Here is a 19,566-nt window from a genome sequence, read left to right as displayed (position 1 = left end):
CCTTTTTAATAATTCTAATTCTATGAAAAAGTTCACATTGTTTTCATTGGTGATGTTATCGGCCGCGTTGGCCTTTACATCGTGCAGCAAAGAGCTTGATCCGGGACAAGTCCGGACGAAGGAAGTAGCCGTTTCACTCGCTACGCGGCTGCCGTCGGCCCCGCAATCGAGGGCCGTAACCGAACAGGTAGCGGACATAGAGGGATACCACCTGCGGTATATCCTCGAAATCTGGACAAGCGGCGATAAGCCCGAACTCTACAAACGGATCGTAAAGGAGGCGGACGCAGACAAGACGACCTCTTTCGACGTCACGCTCCTTTCCGGCCGTACTTTCGATTTTCTCTTGTGGGCCGACTATGCCGAGGACGGCGGCAACGAGGATATGCACTATACGACCGTCAACGGTTTGAAGGAGGTCAGCCGGTCCGAAAAGACCTATATTACCGACGAGCAGCACGACTACGGGCTGGCAGCCACCCGCGATGCTTTTTCGGCACACAAGCAAGTGACCGCAGATGCACCCATAAACGAAACCATTATCCTGACCCGTGCCGTAGCGCAGCTCAATATCTTTACTACGGACTATGAGCAGGTGGAGGAGAGCTTCAGACCCGTCTACACCGGCCTTACCATAACGACGGCGGCGGATTTCAATGTACTGACCGGGACTTCGTTCGGTTCGGCGACTTCCGATCTCCGCTCGTATGTGGCTGTCAAGACCGAAAAGGAAGGTACTACGCCCGACAAGAACAAGGTGTTCACCGGTTATTATTTCACTTCGTCCGAAGGGAAAAACGTAGTGGATATGGACGTGCATTTCTACCGTGCCGACAATAGCGAAGTCGTGACATATAACATGACCAACATTCCGTTGCAACAGAACTACCGTACCAACGTGACCGGCGCCCTGCTTACTCAAACCGGAACGCTCCATGTCGAGACCGAAGCCGCTTTCGCCGGAGACGACATCGAAACGACCGAGCCGAAAGATACGCCTACCGAAACGGGACTTTACTATTCGCTGGACGGTGAAGACTGGACGAAATGGGAAACAGCGGATATGCCGGAAGGGACCTATTCTTCGTTCGCGGCGCTCTCCGTCGGAGGACAGAAATTGACTCAGAATCATCTCACCGCGATAAAGGATCGGAATCTCGAAGTGATCGACCTGAGCAAAGCCATATTCGAAAGGAATACCATGTTCAACAACTCTTTCGAAAACAGCACGGCTTTGCGTTCGTTCATATTCCCGGAGAACATTACCTATATGCCGGCCTATTTTTTCAAAGGGTGCAGTAATTTGGTAAGTGTCGGTTTGACCGATGCAATGACATATATCGGGGCCGGCGGTTTCCAGAACTGCACTTCGCTGACCGAAGTCACACTGCCCGAAAGCGTGACGACGTTAAGGACAATGGCTTTCAGAGGCTGTACGAATCTGCGAACCGTCAATTTGTCGAACATTACCACTTACGAGCGTCTGCTGTTCGAGGGGTGCGAACATTTAGAGATACAGAACGTAACTTTCCCCGACGATATGACGGCGATTCCCGATCAAATATTCGCCAACTGCAAAAGCATTCGGGCCGTAACTTTCCCGCCGCAACTGGAAACCATCGGGTACAATGCGTTCAGCGGTTGTTCGGGCATAACAGAGATCAATCTGCCCGAATCGGTGACCAGTATCGATTATGGCGCTTTTGCGGGAACATCCATCTCTTCGATCGTACTTCCCGACGCGGTTACCGTACTGTCGCCGAGGATGTTCAAACAATGCGAAAAATTAACTTCAGCAACCTTTGCCGACAATATTACTTTCATAGGATCTGAAACTTTCCGTTGGACGGCTCTGGAGTCGATCACCATTCCGGGTACGGTATCCACGGTTGAACAGGTGGCGTTCGCCGATATGCCGAACCTGAAAACCGCCGTTATCGAAGACGGGGAAGCTCCGTTGACATTCGGACTCGGATTCTTTTATCAGGATGAAGCGTTGACATCCGTGACCTTCCCGTCCAATACGGCCGCTTTCAACAATAGGGTGTTGCTCGGATGCTACAATCTGGAAACCATCACCTGCAAAGCCAAGAAAGCCCCTGCGGTGAAATTCGAGGATTTCGGAATGATCAATGAAGACCACGGCAGAAACTATCTGGCAGGCTTGAACGTGCCTGATGGGCAAAAGAAACTGATCGTGCCTACCGGTGCGACCGGATACGAAGACGATCTTCAGGAAGACGGGACCGAAAACTACTGGAAAACCGTGCTGTTGAATCCCGACAAATGCGGTTACACGATCGAATATCGGGATTTGTAATAACCTTTCGACGAGGAATATCCTCTACATAACATTAGTACACGAAGACCCGGGACGCATTTACATAAATGCGTCCCGGGTCGATTATGTCCGCCCGTTCGTGAGGTTAAACGAACTCTAACCTCATTTTCGTTCTATGTGAGTACTATAACAAATTTCACTTAAAATTCATATGATTTAATGCCGTACGATAACATTTATGACATAATTGTTTTGTCCTCAAATTTTATTCATAATAATGCCACAATATTGAATATTTTTTTATTTACCATTAAATCAGAATAAAAAAACTTATTGACATTCATATTTTCCGCTAATATTGCGGCAGGACTCCGGTGTTTAGAACACAATGTAATGGTATACTATTTTACAATAGTAGTTGACAGATAAATATCAGTCTGCCATGTGACACTTTATGTCATTATATAATTTAATGAGGTGCATTACAGACATATCGATCAGCGGCTCGTACATGAACGCATTTACATGGATATTTTCCAGGGTCATCAGGCTTACTTTATCGAAAATTGATAATATTTCAGGATTCGGAGCATCCGATTGTTTGTATTTGTCGATCAACACACGTGTCTGATTCGACAAAATTTCATCTGTGTTAATGCCACTTATCAGTTTCAATATTAACTGTTCTGCCCGCAATCGGATAGCGATGGATAAAACTAATTTATTCTCCAATAATATTTCGTCAATCAAAGGATTTTCATTAACGATTACATCAGCTTCTTGCAGTATCAGGTCTGTAATTAAAGTCGCACCAAAATCAATAACGAGATTCTGGCAATTATGAATATAGGTTTTATATAGCTGACAGATTATATCTGAGGAAATAGTTCCCGATCCTGCTTTAATATGTAAACAATTTATCAAGCACTTGTATTCATCCGATTGTTCACCTTTAGAATATTCAATGATATTTCTTACAAAAGGCAATAATCCAATGAATACTCTTTTCTCATTCGCTCGTTTTGAAAAGTGCTGAAAAACATCTTTCCTATATTGTCCTATTTTGCATTTTATACCTCCGCTTGTATCGTGTATAGCCATAAATACGGATTTTTTCAGACCGAGTCGGGATGCGACCGTTCTATAAAAATCGAAATTGTGGGTCAGCAGGATTATTTTGAATCTACTATCCTTACATACATCGGCAAGATACTCTATAATGGCATACTTATTTTTATAATCAAAAGAGTCTGCAATGTCGTCGAGAATCAGCAAACTATCTTCTGCATAATGTTTACGAGCTTCTATTTCAAATAATATTTGCAATGTGTAAAACGCCCGGCATTCTCCTCTACTCAAAATTTTCAACAGAGTTTCTTTGGGTTGCTCAATCGGCTCTTCAGCCCGTTCATCTTTGTATTTGAATACGAGATTTGCCGTATCTTGTTTGAGTATAACATCCGCTTTATTTTTGATCTCTACGGTAAAAGGAACACTAAATCTTTTGTTGTATATATCTATAATCGTCTCCCATGTATGGCTCTCTTGTTGAGCTTTGGCAATTAAATCGTTTAATATTTCTGTTTTGGTTTTATAGAAATTGATTAAGGCAATAGCATCATCACACAACCTGTGAATAAACCCATACCATACCTGTTTCTTGAACTCATTATAATTCATCAATAGCGGGATGATCGTGTTATCTTTTTCCAATACAGCCTTAAAGGCCCTCAATTCACTGTTATTACCGATTGCCTTATCTATTTTTTCGAATGTAGATTTTAGTTTACCGTCGCTGATAACTTTATCTATCTCTGCATTGATGATTTCCTGTAATTGTTCTGCGGATGCTATTTCCACTCCGGAACTTAATTTTATTCTATGTTTGGCAACAAAAAAAGCTTCATCAGCTACCGATTCCCTCAGAACCGTCGCCTGATATGTACCAAACGATACGCCCTCACGATTCGTTTTGAAGAATCTGGAACGACTTAATAACTTTTGATAATCCGTGAAATATTGTTGAATCAAATCTTTGTGTTTGTCTAAGAACTTCTTGACATTACCTTTTTTATCGAAGACATCGTTATATCTGAAATCATAATAGTACCGGGCTTTACGAATATTCTCCTCAATAGAGAGAAGGCATGAAAACAGAGTATCTGTTTCTCCTGTTCGAAAAGTCGAGACAACCTCGCTTTCGCAATCGGTACTCTTCGATATACTTTTAAGCTTTGCTAAAAAATCATTTTTTACTTTGTCAAGTTCTTGGTAAATATTATCATATCGTTCTTTCAGTTCTTTACTTGCCAAAAATGTCGTTATTCTATTATCCGTAGCAATGTGGGATTCTGCATTCGCAACGAAAATTGACTTTGGATTAATAGATTTCCCATCGCATTTAATAGTGCAATTGGTTTTTCTTTGTGGATATATTCGATCACATGGAACCGATTTCTTATCGTCTTTTGAAATACACTCAAATGTACGGGCAAATGAACTTTTCATCATTCCATTGGGCGCATAAATCAATACGCAAGTATCATCGTCGAAATCGAATTTATGTTCGAACTTTGATATTCCGAAGCAATTTTCCATATTAATTTCCAATGCTTTCATAAGTCTTGTTGTATTGATTCTAATATTATATTTCGACACACCTTTTTGTCCAATCCGCAAGGAATACGGGAATATTGAGAATCGCACCGTCCCTTTTCAGGTTGTTCATGGAGTAACGTAGTGCCAGTTCCGGCGAGAAGCGGTCGATGTAAATACCGAGGCTCTTCCCACCCAAACGAGTGCCGGACTTAACCTCGACCGGAAACAGAGAGGTGTTGTCCTGCAACAGGAAGTCCACCTCAGCGGTGGCTTCCGACATCCAATATCGCGGCATTACGTCGAAATGGGCTGCGAGGGACTGCAATACCATATTTTCAGCCATTGCCCCTTTGAACTCCGTATAAAGCGGATTCTCCGACCAGAGTACCTCGGCCGGAAGCTGAGCCATAACACGCAACAATCCCCCGTCGCACAGGTAGATTTTGAACGCCGAAAGGTCGTCGTATGCGCTCAACGGCAAACCGGGCTTGGAAGAGCAGTAAATACGATAGATCATCCCGGCGTACTCCAACCACAACAGCCCGTCTTCATATTCCCGTGCCCGCGCCCCGGTTTTGACCAACTTGTAGACGAATTTTCGGTTTTCTTTCGCCAATTGCGATGGTATGGAGTTCCAGATGGCGGCAATACGCGGAATGTCTTTACCCGGAGCGTGTTTAGCAAAATCAAGCGCATAGGCCGTCAGAATCGCTTTCTGAATCCCCTCGATCTCCTGTACGCCGCGTTTTTCGAGCATAGCAACAACAGCCGCCGGCATCCCTCCGCAAACCTGATAGCGGCGGTATGCCTCTGCGATACGTCCCATAACGATCTCCGGCAACGGCGCGATCTCCGTCAGGTTCTCCAGATATTCGTACATCCGAGGCGTATCGGCACGCAGAAACTCCCGAAATGTAACCGGATACATTTTCAGGAATTCCACTTTACCTACAGGAAACGAATCTCCCTGCGAAAGAGATACACCCAAGAGCGATCCTGCCGCAAGAATATGATATTCGGGAGCCTCCTCGCAAAAATACTTTAAGCTATTGAGCGCCTTGTTGCTCTGCTGAATCTCATCGAAGATGATCAACGTTCGCCCCGGCTCGATGGGATATTCCGTATAAAGACGGAGAATATCGATCAGTCTTTCGGGATTTTTCGTATTCTCGAACTCCCGGCACAATTCTTCCGATGCGTCGAAATTAAAATAGGCGACGTGGTCGAAAAATTCTTCTCCGAACTTCCGCATGATCCATGTCTTGCCTATCTGACGTGCGCCTTGGATGATAAGCGGCTTGCGCTCCGGCCGCCGTTTCCATTCAAGCAATGCAGCCGTTATATCCCTTTTGATCTCCATATATCCGTTTTTTATATCAATCACATTTTACCAACATGGTTAGTGCAAATATACACATTTACCGAATATAAACATGTGTAAAATGATTTTCCCCTAACAAAGTCTGACATTTTTAGAGCAGCTAAACTCAATCGATTATATACATTAATATATTAATGTTCAAGTGCAACATTCCCCGATCAGCTCCGCGGCAGACGGTTTCCAACCGTTTGGGAGAAATGAGCCGAAAGATACTTCCTCAATGGCTGGTACATCAAAGTAAAGTATAGAATCGGGTAATGGAAATAAAAAGTTTGCAAATACCCGTATGCCTTCGAAAATGTTGAGAAATTTATCTATTTAGTTTTTGTTTCTACTTTATCCATTGCATAAATAGAAACATCTGCCAATAAATTAATTAACAGATGTATCTGATATTTTATGGCCGAGATCAAATAGACTTTTATTTATTCATTAGTTTATATTGTATGAGATTTTAGATGTAGAAAATAAAACACCCGACCTTACATTTTTGGGTGTAAAGTCGGGTGTTGATCTTGCAATACACTAATATTCAGTGTTGATCGCGGAGAGTTAGGGATTCGAACCCCAGGAACCACATAAGCGGTTCAACAGATTTCGAGTCTGCCCCGATCGACCACTCCGGCAACTCTCCTATTGCGGGTGCAAAGTTAATCAACAATTCTGATTATCGAAAATTTTTGGACTAAATCTTTTATATTAATAATATTTCCACTTATCCTTTCTTTGCAAAGTGGAGCGACCGATTGTTCTCCCAGGGAAACCGCTTGAAAAACGGGAGATATCGATTAATAATCCAAACAAGCACGGTAATGACAGCAGTTGCAATAACCGCAATTAAGAAATCGATCACGTAATAATGAGGAATGTTTATTTTATTCAGTATTTTTGACAGAATCAAAATCACGCCTCCATTTAGAAAATAATACAATATTGAGTTCCGACCGATATATTCAAGAACAGGTTGATTGCGGATAAATTCCGACAATTTTAAGATAAACACAATCCCGCTCCCTGACAAAACCAACGATTTAAAACTATCGATCATAATTCCATCGTATTCTGAAACGGGCGTGTATCGAAAAATTGCAAACAAGGCTATATAAAGCGAAGTAAAGGCCAACAGGCTGTATTTACCCGACAAAGTTTTCTGAATCACGTTGTAGTGCAGGCTCCAAATATATCCCAAACAAACAAATATCAGATTGACGAAAGCTTCTTTATAATACCAGAAAGAAGGTGCAGGATCCACACGTTTCAGATAAGTGCCCAAAATTAAGAGACTGAGCCCGCAAATCAACAGGATGTATTCATTTCGAAAGAGTTTGTAAAAAATGTAGAAAAGAATTTCGCAGACAATAAGGGCTGCAACAAACCAAGACGCTGTTCCTCCCAGAACATCATATAACATGCTTTTTATTGTCACGTCATTTCCGTGGGCAAATGCTTTCGGTAGCCAAATAAGGGTTGTAAATATCAAATAAGGCCAAACCAGAGTGGCAAATATTCGTTTTAATTTCCGAAGAAAAGAGAGCGGCGCAGTCTCTTTGACGATATATCTTCCTGTTATAAAGAAAAAAGTTGTTAGAAAAAACGGTGCAAAAAATGGTTGGATATGTATGCTCGTAGGAAAATAACATTCCGAGTGATAGAGCATCACGAGAAACATACAAATGCCTCTTGCTATATCAATGCTGTTATTTCTCTGGGGAACGGGCGATACGACAACCGTAGAGGAAACGGTATTCTTTATCAAATTGAAACTAAACATATTTTGCATAGGTTACATTGTAAAAGGTCTGTACACCACGTTTCGAACCCGGTCACTCTCTTTCCTGTAGGTCCGGTCCAAAGGTAACACTTTCCGGGATATATTTTCCATCGCGGACGTATTTTTCTGAAAGACAACCCAGGCAGTATGCCCACCGGAACGCACATTATTTTCATTATTAGGCCGCATCGTCCCGAAAAAAAACTATCTTTGCCGTGCAAAGGTTTCCGCATCGCGCTTTCGACCGCGATCAGGGAATTAAAAGGGAATGCCGTGCGAATCGGCAACAGTCCCCGCTGCTGTAAGTTTCAGTTCCGAAAGGAATAAAATGTTTCGACACTCTTGGCCACTGACATCGAGTCGGGAAGGCGCCGAAACGGAAACGAGTCAGAAGACCTACCTTTGCTTTACGGATTTTACAGTCTGCGGTGAACAGACGAAAATCGACGGAATTTCCGGCTGACCTATTTGCGCACGATGCCGCCCGCTGTAAAACCGAATTGGATTTTTTAACGATCAACGAGCGGCATGGAACGTATTCCTCCCATTTATCTCTTCCTGTTTATGTGTTGCCTGACACCGGCGGCGCTTTATTCGCAGAACGGCTCCGACAGCCTGACACGCAAAGCGTATCCGGACAGCCTACGCCATTACAGCATCGACGAGGTGACCGTATACGGACAGAACCAACCGTCCCGGATTATCCCCGCCCAGGAACTCTCCGGCAAAGAACTGCAGCGACTCAACGCCCTGTCGGTCGCCGATGCGGTACGCTATTTTTCCGGGGTGCAGATCAAGGATTACGGCGGAATCGGAGGACTCAAAACCATCAATATCCGTAGCATGGGCACCCAGCACGTCGGCGTTTTCTTCGACGGCATCCAACTCGGCAACGCACAGAACGGGCAGATCGACCTGGGACGCTTTTCGCTGGACAACATGGAATCCATTTCGCTGTACAACGGGCAGAAAAGCGCGGTATTCCAGCCGGCTAAAGATTTCGCATCGGCCGGTTCGATTTACATGCAGACGCGAACGCCCCGTTTCGACCGAGACGGAAAAAACAACCATTTCGGCGTGTCGATGAAAACCGGCTCTTTCGGCACGGCCAACCCGTCGATCCTGTGGGAACACCGGTTCAACGACCGGCTCAGCAGTTCGTTCAACGTCGAATACCTGTACACCACGGGCCGCTACAAGTTCAGCTACACGAAAAAAAACGGATACGACACGACTGAAGTGCGCCGCAACGGCGACGTGCGCGCCCTACGGGCCGAAGGCGGCCTTTTCGGCCTGGTACGCAACGGCGAATGGAAAGCGAAAGTCTACTTTTACAACTCGGAACGGGGCTACCCGGGCGCTTCGGTGCGACAGGAACCCGGACGGTTCCGGCACGAAGACCGGCAGTGGGACGACAACTTTTTCGTACAGGGTTCTTTCCGGAAAACCTTCAGTCCGTTTTACAGTCTGTTGCTGAACGGCAAGTACGCCTACGATTACCTGCACTACCTGTCCGATCCGCGCCTCGACGAGAGCACGATGTATGTCAACAACCACTACTACCAGCAGGAGACGTATTTCTCGGCAGCCAACGAATTTACGTTTTTCAAATGGTGGAAAGCCAACCTCGCCGCCGATTTCCAATGGAACACGCTGGACGCCGACTTGGTCGATTTCGTCTATCCGCAGCGCTATTCGGTACTGACGGCCGCGGCGACCTCGTTCGAATTTTCCCGGGTCAAAGTGCAGGCAAGCCTGCTGCACACTTATGTCCACGACCGGACGAAAGCCGTCGGGGGAAGCGCCGGCGACAAAAGCGAATTCACGCCCACCTTCGTAGTCTGGTACAAACCGTGGAGTCGGCCGGAGCTGAGTTTCCGCGCATTCTACAAACGGATTTTCCGGATGCCTACGCTGAACGACCTGTACTACACGTTCATCGGCAACAAATACCTGAACCCGGAATACACCACCCAATACAACCTCGGCGTCACCTATGCGAAAAATTTCGACGGCGTCCTGCGGCGGATCGACTTCCAGGCGGACGCCTACTACAACGAAGTGGACGACAAGATCGTCGCCATGCCCACCAGCAACCAGTTCCAGTGGACGATGATCAACCTCGGTCGCGTGGAAATACGAGGGATCGAAACGACCGTGCAGACCGACTGGCTGTTCGGTCCGGTAACCTTCAACGCCCGGCTGAACTACACTTACCAGAAAGCCCAGGATGTCACCGACCGGACGAGCGAATGGTACGGCGGCCAAATCCCCTATATCCCGTGGCACAGCGGTTCCGCCGTACTGAATCTCGGCTACCGGGGATGGGATCTGAATTACAGTTTCCTTTACACCGGAGAACGCTACGAATCCGTCGCGAACATCCCCGAAAACTACGCGCGGCCGTGGTACACGCACGACATGGCGCTCTCGAAATACATCCCGTTCAAAAAAACGGCGCTGCGCATCACCGCCGAAGTGAACAACATCTTCAACCAGCAATACGAAGTCGTACAATGTTACCCGATGCCGGGCACGAATTTTAAAATCAAAATAAACTTTACGTTATGAAAAAACATTTGACAAAATCACTGCTGCTTTTGCTGCTCAGCGCAGCCGTCTGCAGCCTCAACTCCTGCCGGAAAGAAGAAACGGGCACCCCTTCGTCCGGTTCGGGCGGCGGAGAGGGAGAGACCGCCGGTACGGTGAAAGGATTCTTCCTGCTGAACGAAGGCAATCAAGGCAGCAACAAGGCCTCGCTCGACTATTTCGACTACGAAACGGGCGTCTACACAAAAAACATCTACCCCGAACGGAACCCGGGCGTAGTCAAGGAATTGGGCGACCTGGGCAACGACCTGCAGGTTTACGGCGAAAAACTGTATGCCGTGATCGGCGGTTCGGGACTGGTCGAAGTAATGGATGTCAACACGGCCAAGCACGTGGGGCAGATCTCCGTTCCGAGCGGCCGCCGACTCGCATTCAAAGATCAGTACGTCTACATCAGCTCCTACGCAGGCCCGCTTAATTTCGATCCGAACGCCCGGAAGGGTTACGTGGCCCGGGTCGACACGGCGCAACTCGGGAAAGTCGATACCTGCGTGGTCGGCTATCAGCCCGAAGACATCGTCGTCTCCGGCAACAAACTTTACGTTGCCAACTCCGGCGGATACCGGGCTCCGGTCTACGACAGCACGGTTTCGGTGATCGACCTGAGCACATTCAAGGAGATTTACAAAATCAACGTAGCGATCAACATACAGAAGATGAGGCTCGACCGTTCGGGCAACCTCTGGGTGTCGACCCCGGGGAACTACTACGACATCCCGTCGCGGACTTTCGTGATCGACACGAAAACGGACAAAGTGACCGACACGCTCGAAGTGCCGAACGCCAACATGGCCCTGCGCGGCGACTCGCTGCTACTGTACAGCGCCACCTGGGACATGACCACCGGAAAAAGCGCCTATTCGTTCACTTTCATAGACACCCGGACGAAAAAAGACGCCGGGCAGAATTTCATCAAGGACGGAACGGATAAAAATTATACCGCAGCCTATGAAATCGCGGTCAACCCGGACAACGGAGACTTTTTCGTCACCGATGCGAAAGACTATATAACGCCCGGAAAGATCTATTGCTACGGTTCCGACGGACGCACCAAATGGTCGGCCACCACGGGCGACATTCCGGGGCACATCGCATTCACGCATAAAAAGCTGCAACCGCTGAAATAACGGCTCCCGCCGCAAAACGACAAGCTCCGGAACCTCCGTTCCGGGGCTTTTTTCCGTACCGTCCGCCGCTTTCCCCGCAATAAACCGTATTTTTGTAAAAACACGACGATCATGGGCAACAAAGGATACATCCATGTGTACACCGGGGACGGGAAAGGAAAAACGACGGCCGCTTTCGGGCTCGCGGTACGGGCGCTCTGCGCCGGAAAAAGCGTCTACGTCGGACAGTTCGTCAAAAGCATGGCCTATCACGAAACGAAAATAGCGGAAATGTTCGACAAACTCCGGATCGAGCAACTGGGTCGCGGCTGTTTTATTCGCGAGGAGCCGGAACAGACCGATATCCGGATGGCCCGCGAAGGACTGGACAAATGCGCCGCGCTGATGGCCGGCGGCGACTACGACGTAGTGATACTCGACGAACTGACCATCGCCCTGCACTACGGATTGCTGACCGTCCGGGAAGTGCTCGAAGCGTTGGACCGCCGCCATCCGTCCGCCGAGATCGTCATCACGGGCCGTTACGCCCCGCAGGAACTGATCGACCGGGCCGACCTGGTAACCGAAATGCGCGAAATAAAACACTATTACCGGCAGGGCGTACGCTCGCGCGACGGGATCGACAAATAGCGACTCCGCACGCACGGAAAAACGATTTTCAAATTGAAAACAACGCGGCAACCCGTAAGCGAAGCCGCGCGGGAATTTTACTCCTCGACCTGCTGCATCTCGATCAGCCGGGCATAGATGCCGTGCCGTTCCATCAGTTGTTGGTGAGTCCCCTGTTCGGCGATCCGGCCCTTTTCGATCACGATGATCCGGTCGGCGTTGTGGATCGTGCTCAGACGGTGGGCGATCACCAGCGAAGTGCGCCCTTTCAGTAAGGCGTTCAAAGCCTCCTGCACCAGTTTTTCGGACTCGGTATCCAATGCCGAGGTCGCTTCGTCGAGAATCAGTATTTCCGGATTTTTCAACACGGCCCGCGCGATGCTCAACCGCTGGCGCTGGCCGCCGGAAAGCTTCATGCCCCGGTCGCCGATGTTGGTCTGATAGCCGTGCTCGGTCTCCATGATGAAATTATGCGCATTGGCCACGACGGCCGCCTGGCGGATCTCTTCGTCGGTGGCGTCCTGCTTGCCGAGCCGCAGGTTGTTGGCGATCGTATCGTTGAACAGGATGGTCTCCTGCGACACGACGCCCATATACTCCCGCAAACTTTCGATGTCGTACTGACGAATATCCACCCCGTCGATCAGGATCGCGCCGCCCTGTATGTCGTAAAAGCGCGGGATCAGATCCGAAAGCGTCGATTTGCCTCCGCCGGACGGACCGACCAGCGCAACGGTCTCCCCTTTCCGTATTTTGAAGTTAACGCCGCAAATTACCTCCTTATTATCGTAGGAAAAACGCACGTCGCGGAACTCGATTTCGTCGTGCAGTCCGGTCATCCGGACTGCATCGGGCGCATTGGTGATCTTGCTTTTCTCATCGAGCAGCGCCAGCACGCGCTCCCCGGCCGCAATCCCCTGGTTGATGTTGGCGAACGAATCGGTAAACGAACGCAACGGCCGGGTGATCTGCGTAAAGATCGACAGGTAGGCGACGAACGCGCTCGCCTCCAGATCGCCCGACAACACCAGGCTGCCGCCGTAGACCATCAACACCGCCGCCGCGGAAATCCCGAGAAACTCGCTCGTCGGCGACGCCAATTGCTGCCGCCGCGCCATGCTCAGCGAGATCCGCGAGAAAAGACCGTTGATATCGTGAAACTTATTGCGGATATAGTCGGTCGCATTGTACCCTTTGAGGATTTTGATCCCGGTCAGCGATTCGTCCATCAGGCTGACCATATCGGCAAAACGTTCCTGCGCAGCCGTAGCCGACTTGCGCAGCCGCTTGACGATCGAACCGATCACCAGCGCCACGACCGGCAGGAAAATCACCGAAAAAATCGTCAGCTTCCACGAAATCATCACCAACGCGATCAGGAAACCGACGATCATGAACGGATCGCGGAACGCAACCAGCAGCGTATTGGTGATGCAGAACTGCACGACCTGCACATCGGACGAAATTTTCGAAATGATGTCCCCCTTGCGCTCGTTGTTGAAATAACCGACATGCAACCCCATCACGTTATCGTACACCCGGTTGCGGAGCCGCTGCAACGAACGCACGCGCATGGTCTCCATCACGCGCTGTCCGAGATAACGGAACAGGTTGCTCAGAAACGACATCAGGATGATGAATACGCTGAGGAAAATCAGCACGTCCATTTTCGAATAATCGGTTCCGAAGACACGGTATATCAAAAAGTTGACGAGGCTCCTGAAATAATCCGTATTCAACGCGAACGACGGCAGCGCGGTCACCGGCTCGAGCAGTTGGTCCTCAACGAACAACGTGTTGAGCAACGGCATGATCAGCATGAAGGTGAACGTATAGAATATCGTGTAAAAAAGCGTGTAGAAAAAATAAGGGATCGCGTACTTTTCGATGGGTTTCGCAAAGCCGAGCAGCCGCCAATAGGTATTCATTCGCTGGATTTCATTAGATTACTTCGGACAAAAGTAATCCATTTTCCGATATATCCTTTATCTATTTTGCCGGAAAGCTGCCTGTTTTAGGGTAAAATTCGTAAATTTGTCTGCTGAAATCTCCGGGATTCACCGATTCCCGGCATGTCGAATCCGGACAACACATTCGCATTCAACCGAATATGTTGTCGATAAACGGCGCGTTGCGCCAAACGTTTAATTATGGAAACTGTTGTCAGTGGAATACGGTCTACCGGAAACTTGCACCTCGGAAACTATTTCGGGGCGCTCAGGAACTTTGTCAAAATGCAGCACACGGAACGGTGCTTTTTCTTCATCGCCGACTACCATTCGCTGACGACGCATCCGGATCCCAACATGCTGCACGTCAACGTCAAGAACGTGCTGTCGGAATACCTTGCCGCAGGGCTCGATCCGGAGGCTGCCACGATCTACGTGCAGAGCGACGTTCCCGAAGTAGCCGAACTGTCGCTGCTGCTGAGTATGCACGCCTATGTCGGCGAGCTGGAACGCACCGCTTCGTTCAAAGACAAGATCCGCAAGCACGCCGACAACGTCAACATCGGTCTGCTGAGTTACCCGGTATTGATGGCCGCCGACATCCTGCAGCATCGCGCCACCCGCGTACCGGTAGGCAAGGATCAGGAGCAACACCTCGAACTGACACGCCGGTTCGCACGCCGGTTCAACCAGCTTTACCAGGTCGAATTTTTCCCGGAATGCCAGCCTTACACGTTCGGCGGCAACCTGGTAAAAATCCCCGGACTGGACGGAAACGGCAAAATGGGCAAATCGGAGGGCAACGGTATTTTCCTATCCGACACGGACGAGGCGATTCGTAAAAAAGTAATGAAAGCCGTGACCGATTCGGGCCCGACCGCGCCGGACAGTCCGATGCCGGAGGTGATCGCCAACCTGTTCACGCTGCTGAAAGCCGTTTCGACCGAAGATACGGTACGGCATTTCACCGACCTGTGGAACCGCTGCGAGATCCGCTACGGCGACCTGAAAAAACAGCTCGCCGAAGACATGATCAAGGTCGTGGCCCCGATCCGCACCCGCATCCAAGACATTATCGGCGACGACGCCTACTTGAGCCGGGTCGTCAAACAGGGCGCCGAAAAGGCCCGCGAAAGTTCGAGCCGGACGCTGTCGGACGTTCGCCGGATCATGGGTATCAAACCGTTCTAAACCGCAATCCCTTAAACTCTGCGACGGCCATGCCTAAGCTGAGAAACAAAATAGCGCTGCTGTACCGCTACCTGATCATCGCTACCAAGCGGCTGACCGATAAACAGTTGATGATTCTGCTCGCGATCGTGGTCGGTCTGGCGGCGGGGTTCGCTACGTTCGTATTCGAACGGGCGCTGATGTTTTTCCGCTTCGTGCTGACCAGCTGGTTCGACATCGACACGGCCAGCGTTTTCTACCTGTTCTATCCGGTCATCGGAATCATCATCGCCACACTGTTCGTCAAGTACGTCGTGCGCGACAACATCAGCGAAGGAGTGACCCGCGTACTGTACGCGATGAGCAAAAAAGGGTCGCGCATCAAGCCGCACAACTGCTATTCGTCGATCGTCGCGAGTTCGGCGACGATCGGTTTCGGCGGTTCGGTCGGCCCGGAGGCGCCGATCGTACTGACCGGAGCGGCCGTCGGATCGAATATCGCCCGCTTCATGCGACTCAATTACAAGAACATCACGCTGCTGCTGAGTTGCGGCGCGGCGGCGGCCCTGTCGGCCGTATTCAAGGCGCCGATCACCGGAGTCGTCTTCGTGTTGGAGATACTGATGCTCGACATCACCGTCGCATCGATCATCCCGCTGCTGATTTCGGCCGTGACCGCCACGACGCTGATGTTTTTCCTGAACGGTTTCGATCCGGTTTTCAACCTCAATATCCTGCACTCGTTCGAACTGGAACACCTGCCGTACTACATCGTCCTGGGCCTGATATGCGGGCTGATGTCGTACTATTTCACACAGATCAACTCGAAAATCGGGCAATTGTTCGCCCGGATCAAAAGCATGTACCGCCGTTGGATCGCGGGCGGCCTGATCATCGGCGTCCTGATCTTCCTGTTTCCGCCGCTTTACGGCGAAGGGTACGAATCGCTGGCCGATCTGATGCACGGAAACGTCGATGCGCTGTTCAACAACTCGATGTTTTTCCAATACCGGGGCATCGGCTGGGTCGTCATGCTGTACCTGATCGCCACGCTGTTTTTCAAGGTGGTCGCGATGTCGGCCACCAACGGAGCCGGAGGGGTCGGCGGCTCGTTCGCCCCGTCGCTGTTCGTAGGCGCTTTCACCGGCGCGACGATGGTCTATGGGCTGAACTATTTTTTCGGACTCGAACTACCGATCATTCCGTTTACGCTGGTGGGCATGGCAGGAGTCATGTCGGGCGTAATGAACGCCCCGTTGACGTCGATCTTCCTGATCGCCGAACTGACCAACGGCTACGCGTTGTTCGTCCCGCTGATGCTGGTCGCCGCGCTCTCTTTCGCGCTGGACTACTACCTCGAACCCTATTCGATCTACACGAAAAAGCTGTCGCAAAGCGGCGAACTGCTGACCCACAACAAAGACCGTTCGGTACTGGTATTCCTCGATCTGCCCGCCTTGATGGAGACCGATTTCTACAAAATCTCGATGAACACGACGCTCGGCGACGTCGTGAACCTTATCTCTACCGTCCACCGGAACATTTTCCCGGTGGTCAGCAAAGACGGCACCCTGCTGGGCATCGTTCAACTGGACGACCTGCGGGCCGATATGTTCTCTCCGGAAAAATACGGGACGACGATCGACCGCTACATGATCGCGCCGCCCGACCTGATCTACCAGAACGAGCAGATCGGCAGCGTACTGGACGCTTTCGAAGATTCCAAAGCCTGGATGTTGCCGGTCGTTACGACCGATAAGAAATACCTCGGATTCATTTCCAAATCGCGCATTCTGGCCGCGTACCGCGAACAACTCCGCGCAATCAGCGAAGAATAACCCATCGGAAAACAAACAAAACCGATCCGTCCGCCTTACGGAAACGCCACGCGAACCGGCCCCGATCTAAATTAATCTCATTTTTTTTACATTCTCTTGTTCGTTTTATTTTTTTTATTTAATTTGGTCCGAAAGAAAATTTTCATTAATTATGTCTATTACCAATAACTATTTTATAGTTCGTAAACAGCACGGAACGAACACGTCGAAATAAAACCAATATCCTATTTTGTTTAACTAAAACACACTGATTATGAAAAATTACCTAAAACTGAGTGCATGGTTGTTTTTGATTCCGGCACTGATGTTTTCATCGTGCAAGGACGACGACAAATCGGACGGCGACCCGTTGCTGGCTCCGAGAAACCTTGTCGGACTGGCCGGCGACGGGCAGGTCATCCTGAACTGGGACGCTCCTTTGAGCGGCGAGGTGAAAGAGTACTCCGTAACCTGGACTCCGGGCAACGGCAGCGCTACGGTAAACGGCATGGCATACACGGCGACCGGACTGACCAACGACACCGAATACACTTTTTCGGTGAAAGCCGTCTACGCGTCAGGGTCGTCCGACGCCCTTACGGTCAAGAAAACGCCGAAAACCGAAGCGATCAACTACACGGCCTGCACGGACGTAGCAGCCCAGGCGGGCTATAAGGCGATCACGCTGACATGGGCCGTTCCGGAAATCGTTCCGAAAGCCGAATTGTCGGGTTATACGATTACCGTTGCGCCGGGTGAAATGGAACCGATCAAAGTTGCCGACCCGCAAGCCGTTTCAGCGGTTATCGACGAATTGGCCAACGGCACCGAATACACCGTAACGATCATCGCAGACTACAAAGACGGCGGCATGTCGGCAGGCGTATCGGTCAAAGCGACTCCTACCGAACTGATCTCAAAAGTCGAATCGGACAATGTCTCCAAAATAAGCTTCGACAAAGAGAATGCAGCCATCGAACTGTATTATACCAGACCGGTGGATGTAGAGGCCATTCCGGTAACCTTCACGCTGATCGAAGGCGCAACGATAGATAACGAGAGCGGCGCCGTAAGCAAAACGCTGAATCTGAAGGATCCCGCCACGGTCGATGTCGTTATGAACGATTTCACGGTTCCGTATCAGGTAACCGCCGTAGTCGATACGCTCGTAAAATCGCTTCAGGCATCCTACGACGGCACGACGGTCAACGGAAAAGTCGATCAAGCGACCCGAAAGATCCTGATCGACTTCGGAACGACCCAGATCGACAAATCGGCCATCGAAGTAACGATCGACATCTCCGAAAACGCAACGTTGGTAAATCCGTCGGCATCGCCGGCCACGATGAATCTGTCGAGCGAAAACGCCGCGATCAAACTGTCGGATAAATACGGAAACGAGGTATCCTACGGCGTAACCTGCCTGGGCGCGGATCTTCCCGTTGTGGAAGGATTCAACCCGAAGGACATTACCGGAAAAGACATTCCGGCCGATTGGGTACGCCTCAACCGGTTTAACGGCAAAGATATTCCCGCTACGATCGCAGTCTATGAAATCCCCGAGACCAATTCTTACGTGGTCATGTGGAAAAAAGGGTCCGATTTCACGACCTACCACCTGGGAAAAGACGCCGTTCCCTTTGCGGATTACAAAGCGGATTATGCGGATGAAAACACTATCCTGGTTTCGGGAACGCCCAACCTCCAGAACGCATTCCACGCCTCTCAGGTCGTTGTAAAAGGCGGTCAGGGCCCGATGTTCGCCAAACAAACTAACGGCAACTGGGCACACTATACCGGCGACTGGGACGGCGACACGTTCTTTAACTTCGACACGAAAGAGAATCCCTGGCCTGTAGTCGAAGGATTCACCGGTAACGGATTCTACCTGAATCCGGGAGCGCCGAACGGATACACGTCGGTTGCGCCGCACACCACCACAAAGAAAACGCAGTGTTTCTTCGCATATCACGGGGAACCCTCCGATGCCGACCTGGCCGGATTCTTCGTTTCCGGCACTGCCTCTTTCACCCAAGACGAAGTCTGCGAAAAACTGATTAGCATCGGGCTTACCAGAGGATTCCCGATCAACTCGATCGACCAGACTACGGATAACATGAACGTAGGCCTCACCATCAATGGAGGAGATGCCGTCAACATCACCGTATCGGGAGGTCTTGATCCGGTATATGCCGTAGGAATCAGCGAAACGAAATAATCTTTCTATCCATTTTCAAAAAAGAGGAAGCGCAA

At 49.7% G+C, this 19,566-nt stretch carries 11 protein-coding genes, 1 tRNA gene and 1 riboswitch; of the genes, 7 read left to right on the top strand and 5 right to left on the bottom strand.

Annotation, left to right across the window (positions count from 1 at the left end; all coding sequences use genetic code 11):
• Positions 1-22 precede the first annotated feature (22 nt).
• Positions 23-2,320 carry a leucine-rich repeat domain-containing protein gene (locus C1A08_RS06540; protein WP_180951533.1) on the top strand — a complete coding sequence of 766 codons (2,298 nt, stop codon included), beginning with the start codon at positions 23-25 and terminating at the stop codon, positions 2,318-2,320.
• Between the two features lie 393 nt (positions 2,321-2,713).
• Here C1A08_RS06540 and C1A08_RS06535 read toward each other — a convergent pair whose 3' ends face one another.
• The 4 genes from C1A08_RS06535 to C1A08_RS06520 form a co-directional block, all read right to left on the bottom strand.
• Positions 2,714-4,900: a hypothetical protein gene (locus C1A08_RS06535; RefSeq protein WP_101572227.1), complete on the bottom strand. Its 2,187-nt coding sequence runs from the start codon at positions 4,898-4,900 to the stop codon at positions 2,714-2,716.
• A 25-nt stretch (positions 4,901-4,925) separates the two neighbouring features.
• Positions 4,926-6,239 (bottom strand): ATP-binding protein, encoded by a 1,314-nt coding sequence (locus C1A08_RS06530; RefSeq protein ID WP_101572225.1) that lies wholly within the window; start codon positions 6,237-6,239, stop codon positions 4,926-4,928.
• A gap of 566 nt (positions 6,240-6,805) precedes the next feature.
• Positions 6,806-6,894: transfer RNA gene (locus C1A08_RS06525), tRNA-Ser, on the bottom strand.
• Between the two features lie 81 nt (positions 6,895-6,975).
• Positions 6,976-8,040 carry an acyltransferase family protein gene (locus tag C1A08_RS06520; protein ID WP_101572223.1) on the bottom strand — a complete coding sequence of 355 codons (1,065 nt, stop codon included), beginning with the start codon at positions 8,038-8,040 and terminating at the stop codon, positions 6,976-6,978.
• 195 nt (positions 8,041-8,235) lie between these two features.
• Positions 8,236-8,449: riboswitch (cobalamin riboswitch) on the top strand.
• 146 nt (positions 8,450-8,595) lie between these two features.
• Between C1A08_RS06520 and C1A08_RS06515 the strand changes: the two genes are divergently transcribed.
• The 3 genes from C1A08_RS06515 to cobO all read left to right on the top strand — a co-directional run bounded on the left by C1A08_RS06515 (position 8,596) and on the right by cobO (position 12,398).
• The gene (locus C1A08_RS06515; protein WP_101572420.1) at positions 8,596-10,602 is read left to right on the top strand and encodes a TonB-dependent receptor; all 2,007 of its coding nucleotides are present in this window, start codon (positions 8,596-8,598) and stop codon (positions 10,600-10,602) included.
• Positions 10,599-11,768, top strand: a complete 1,170-nt coding sequence (locus tag C1A08_RS06510) for a DUF5074 domain-containing protein (RefSeq protein ID WP_101572221.1) — start codon at positions 10,599-10,601, stop codon at positions 11,766-11,768. Before C1A08_RS06515 ends, C1A08_RS06510 begins: the two co-directional genes overlap by 4 nt.
• 111 nt (positions 11,769-11,879) lie before the next feature.
• Complete coding sequence (cobO, locus tag C1A08_RS06505; RefSeq protein WP_101572219.1) at positions 11,880-12,398, top strand: cob(I)yrinic acid a,c-diamide adenosyltransferase; 519 nt, start codon at positions 11,880-11,882, stop codon at positions 12,396-12,398.
• 77 nt (positions 12,399-12,475) lie between these two features.
• Here the strand turns inward: cobO and C1A08_RS06500 are convergent, their stop codons facing one another.
• Complete coding sequence (locus C1A08_RS06500) at positions 12,476-14,305, bottom strand: ABC transporter ATP-binding protein (RefSeq protein ID WP_101572217.1); 1,830 nt, start codon at positions 14,303-14,305, stop codon at positions 12,476-12,478.
• A gap of 222 nt (positions 14,306-14,527) precedes the next feature.
• On the opposite strand from C1A08_RS06500, the gene trpS reads away from it, so the two are divergent.
• The 3 genes from trpS (at position 14,528) to C1A08_RS06485 (ending at position 19,531) form a co-directional block, all read left to right on the top strand.
• On the top strand, positions 14,528-15,517 hold the full coding sequence (gene trpS, locus C1A08_RS06495; RefSeq protein WP_055205763.1) for a tryptophan--tRNA ligase: 990 nt from the start codon (positions 14,528-14,530) through the stop codon (positions 15,515-15,517).
• Between the two features lie 29 nt (positions 15,518-15,546).
• Positions 15,547-17,334, top strand: a complete 1,788-nt coding sequence (locus C1A08_RS06490) for a chloride channel protein (RefSeq protein ID WP_101572215.1) — start codon at positions 15,547-15,549, stop codon at positions 17,332-17,334.
• 253 nt (positions 17,335-17,587) lie between these two features.
• Positions 17,588-19,531 (top strand): fibronectin type III domain-containing protein, encoded by a 1,944-nt coding sequence (locus C1A08_RS06485; RefSeq protein ID WP_101572213.1) that lies wholly within the window; start codon positions 17,588-17,590, stop codon positions 19,529-19,531.
• Positions 19,532-19,566: the final 35 nt, after the last annotated feature.

Origin of the sequence: Alistipes sp. cv1, assembly GCF_900240235.1 — a bacterium.
Lineage (GTDB): Bacteria > Bacteroidota > Bacteroidia > Bacteroidales > Rikenellaceae > Alistipes_A > Alistipes_A hominis.
This window is presented reverse-complemented; position numbering and strand designations above follow the sequence as displayed.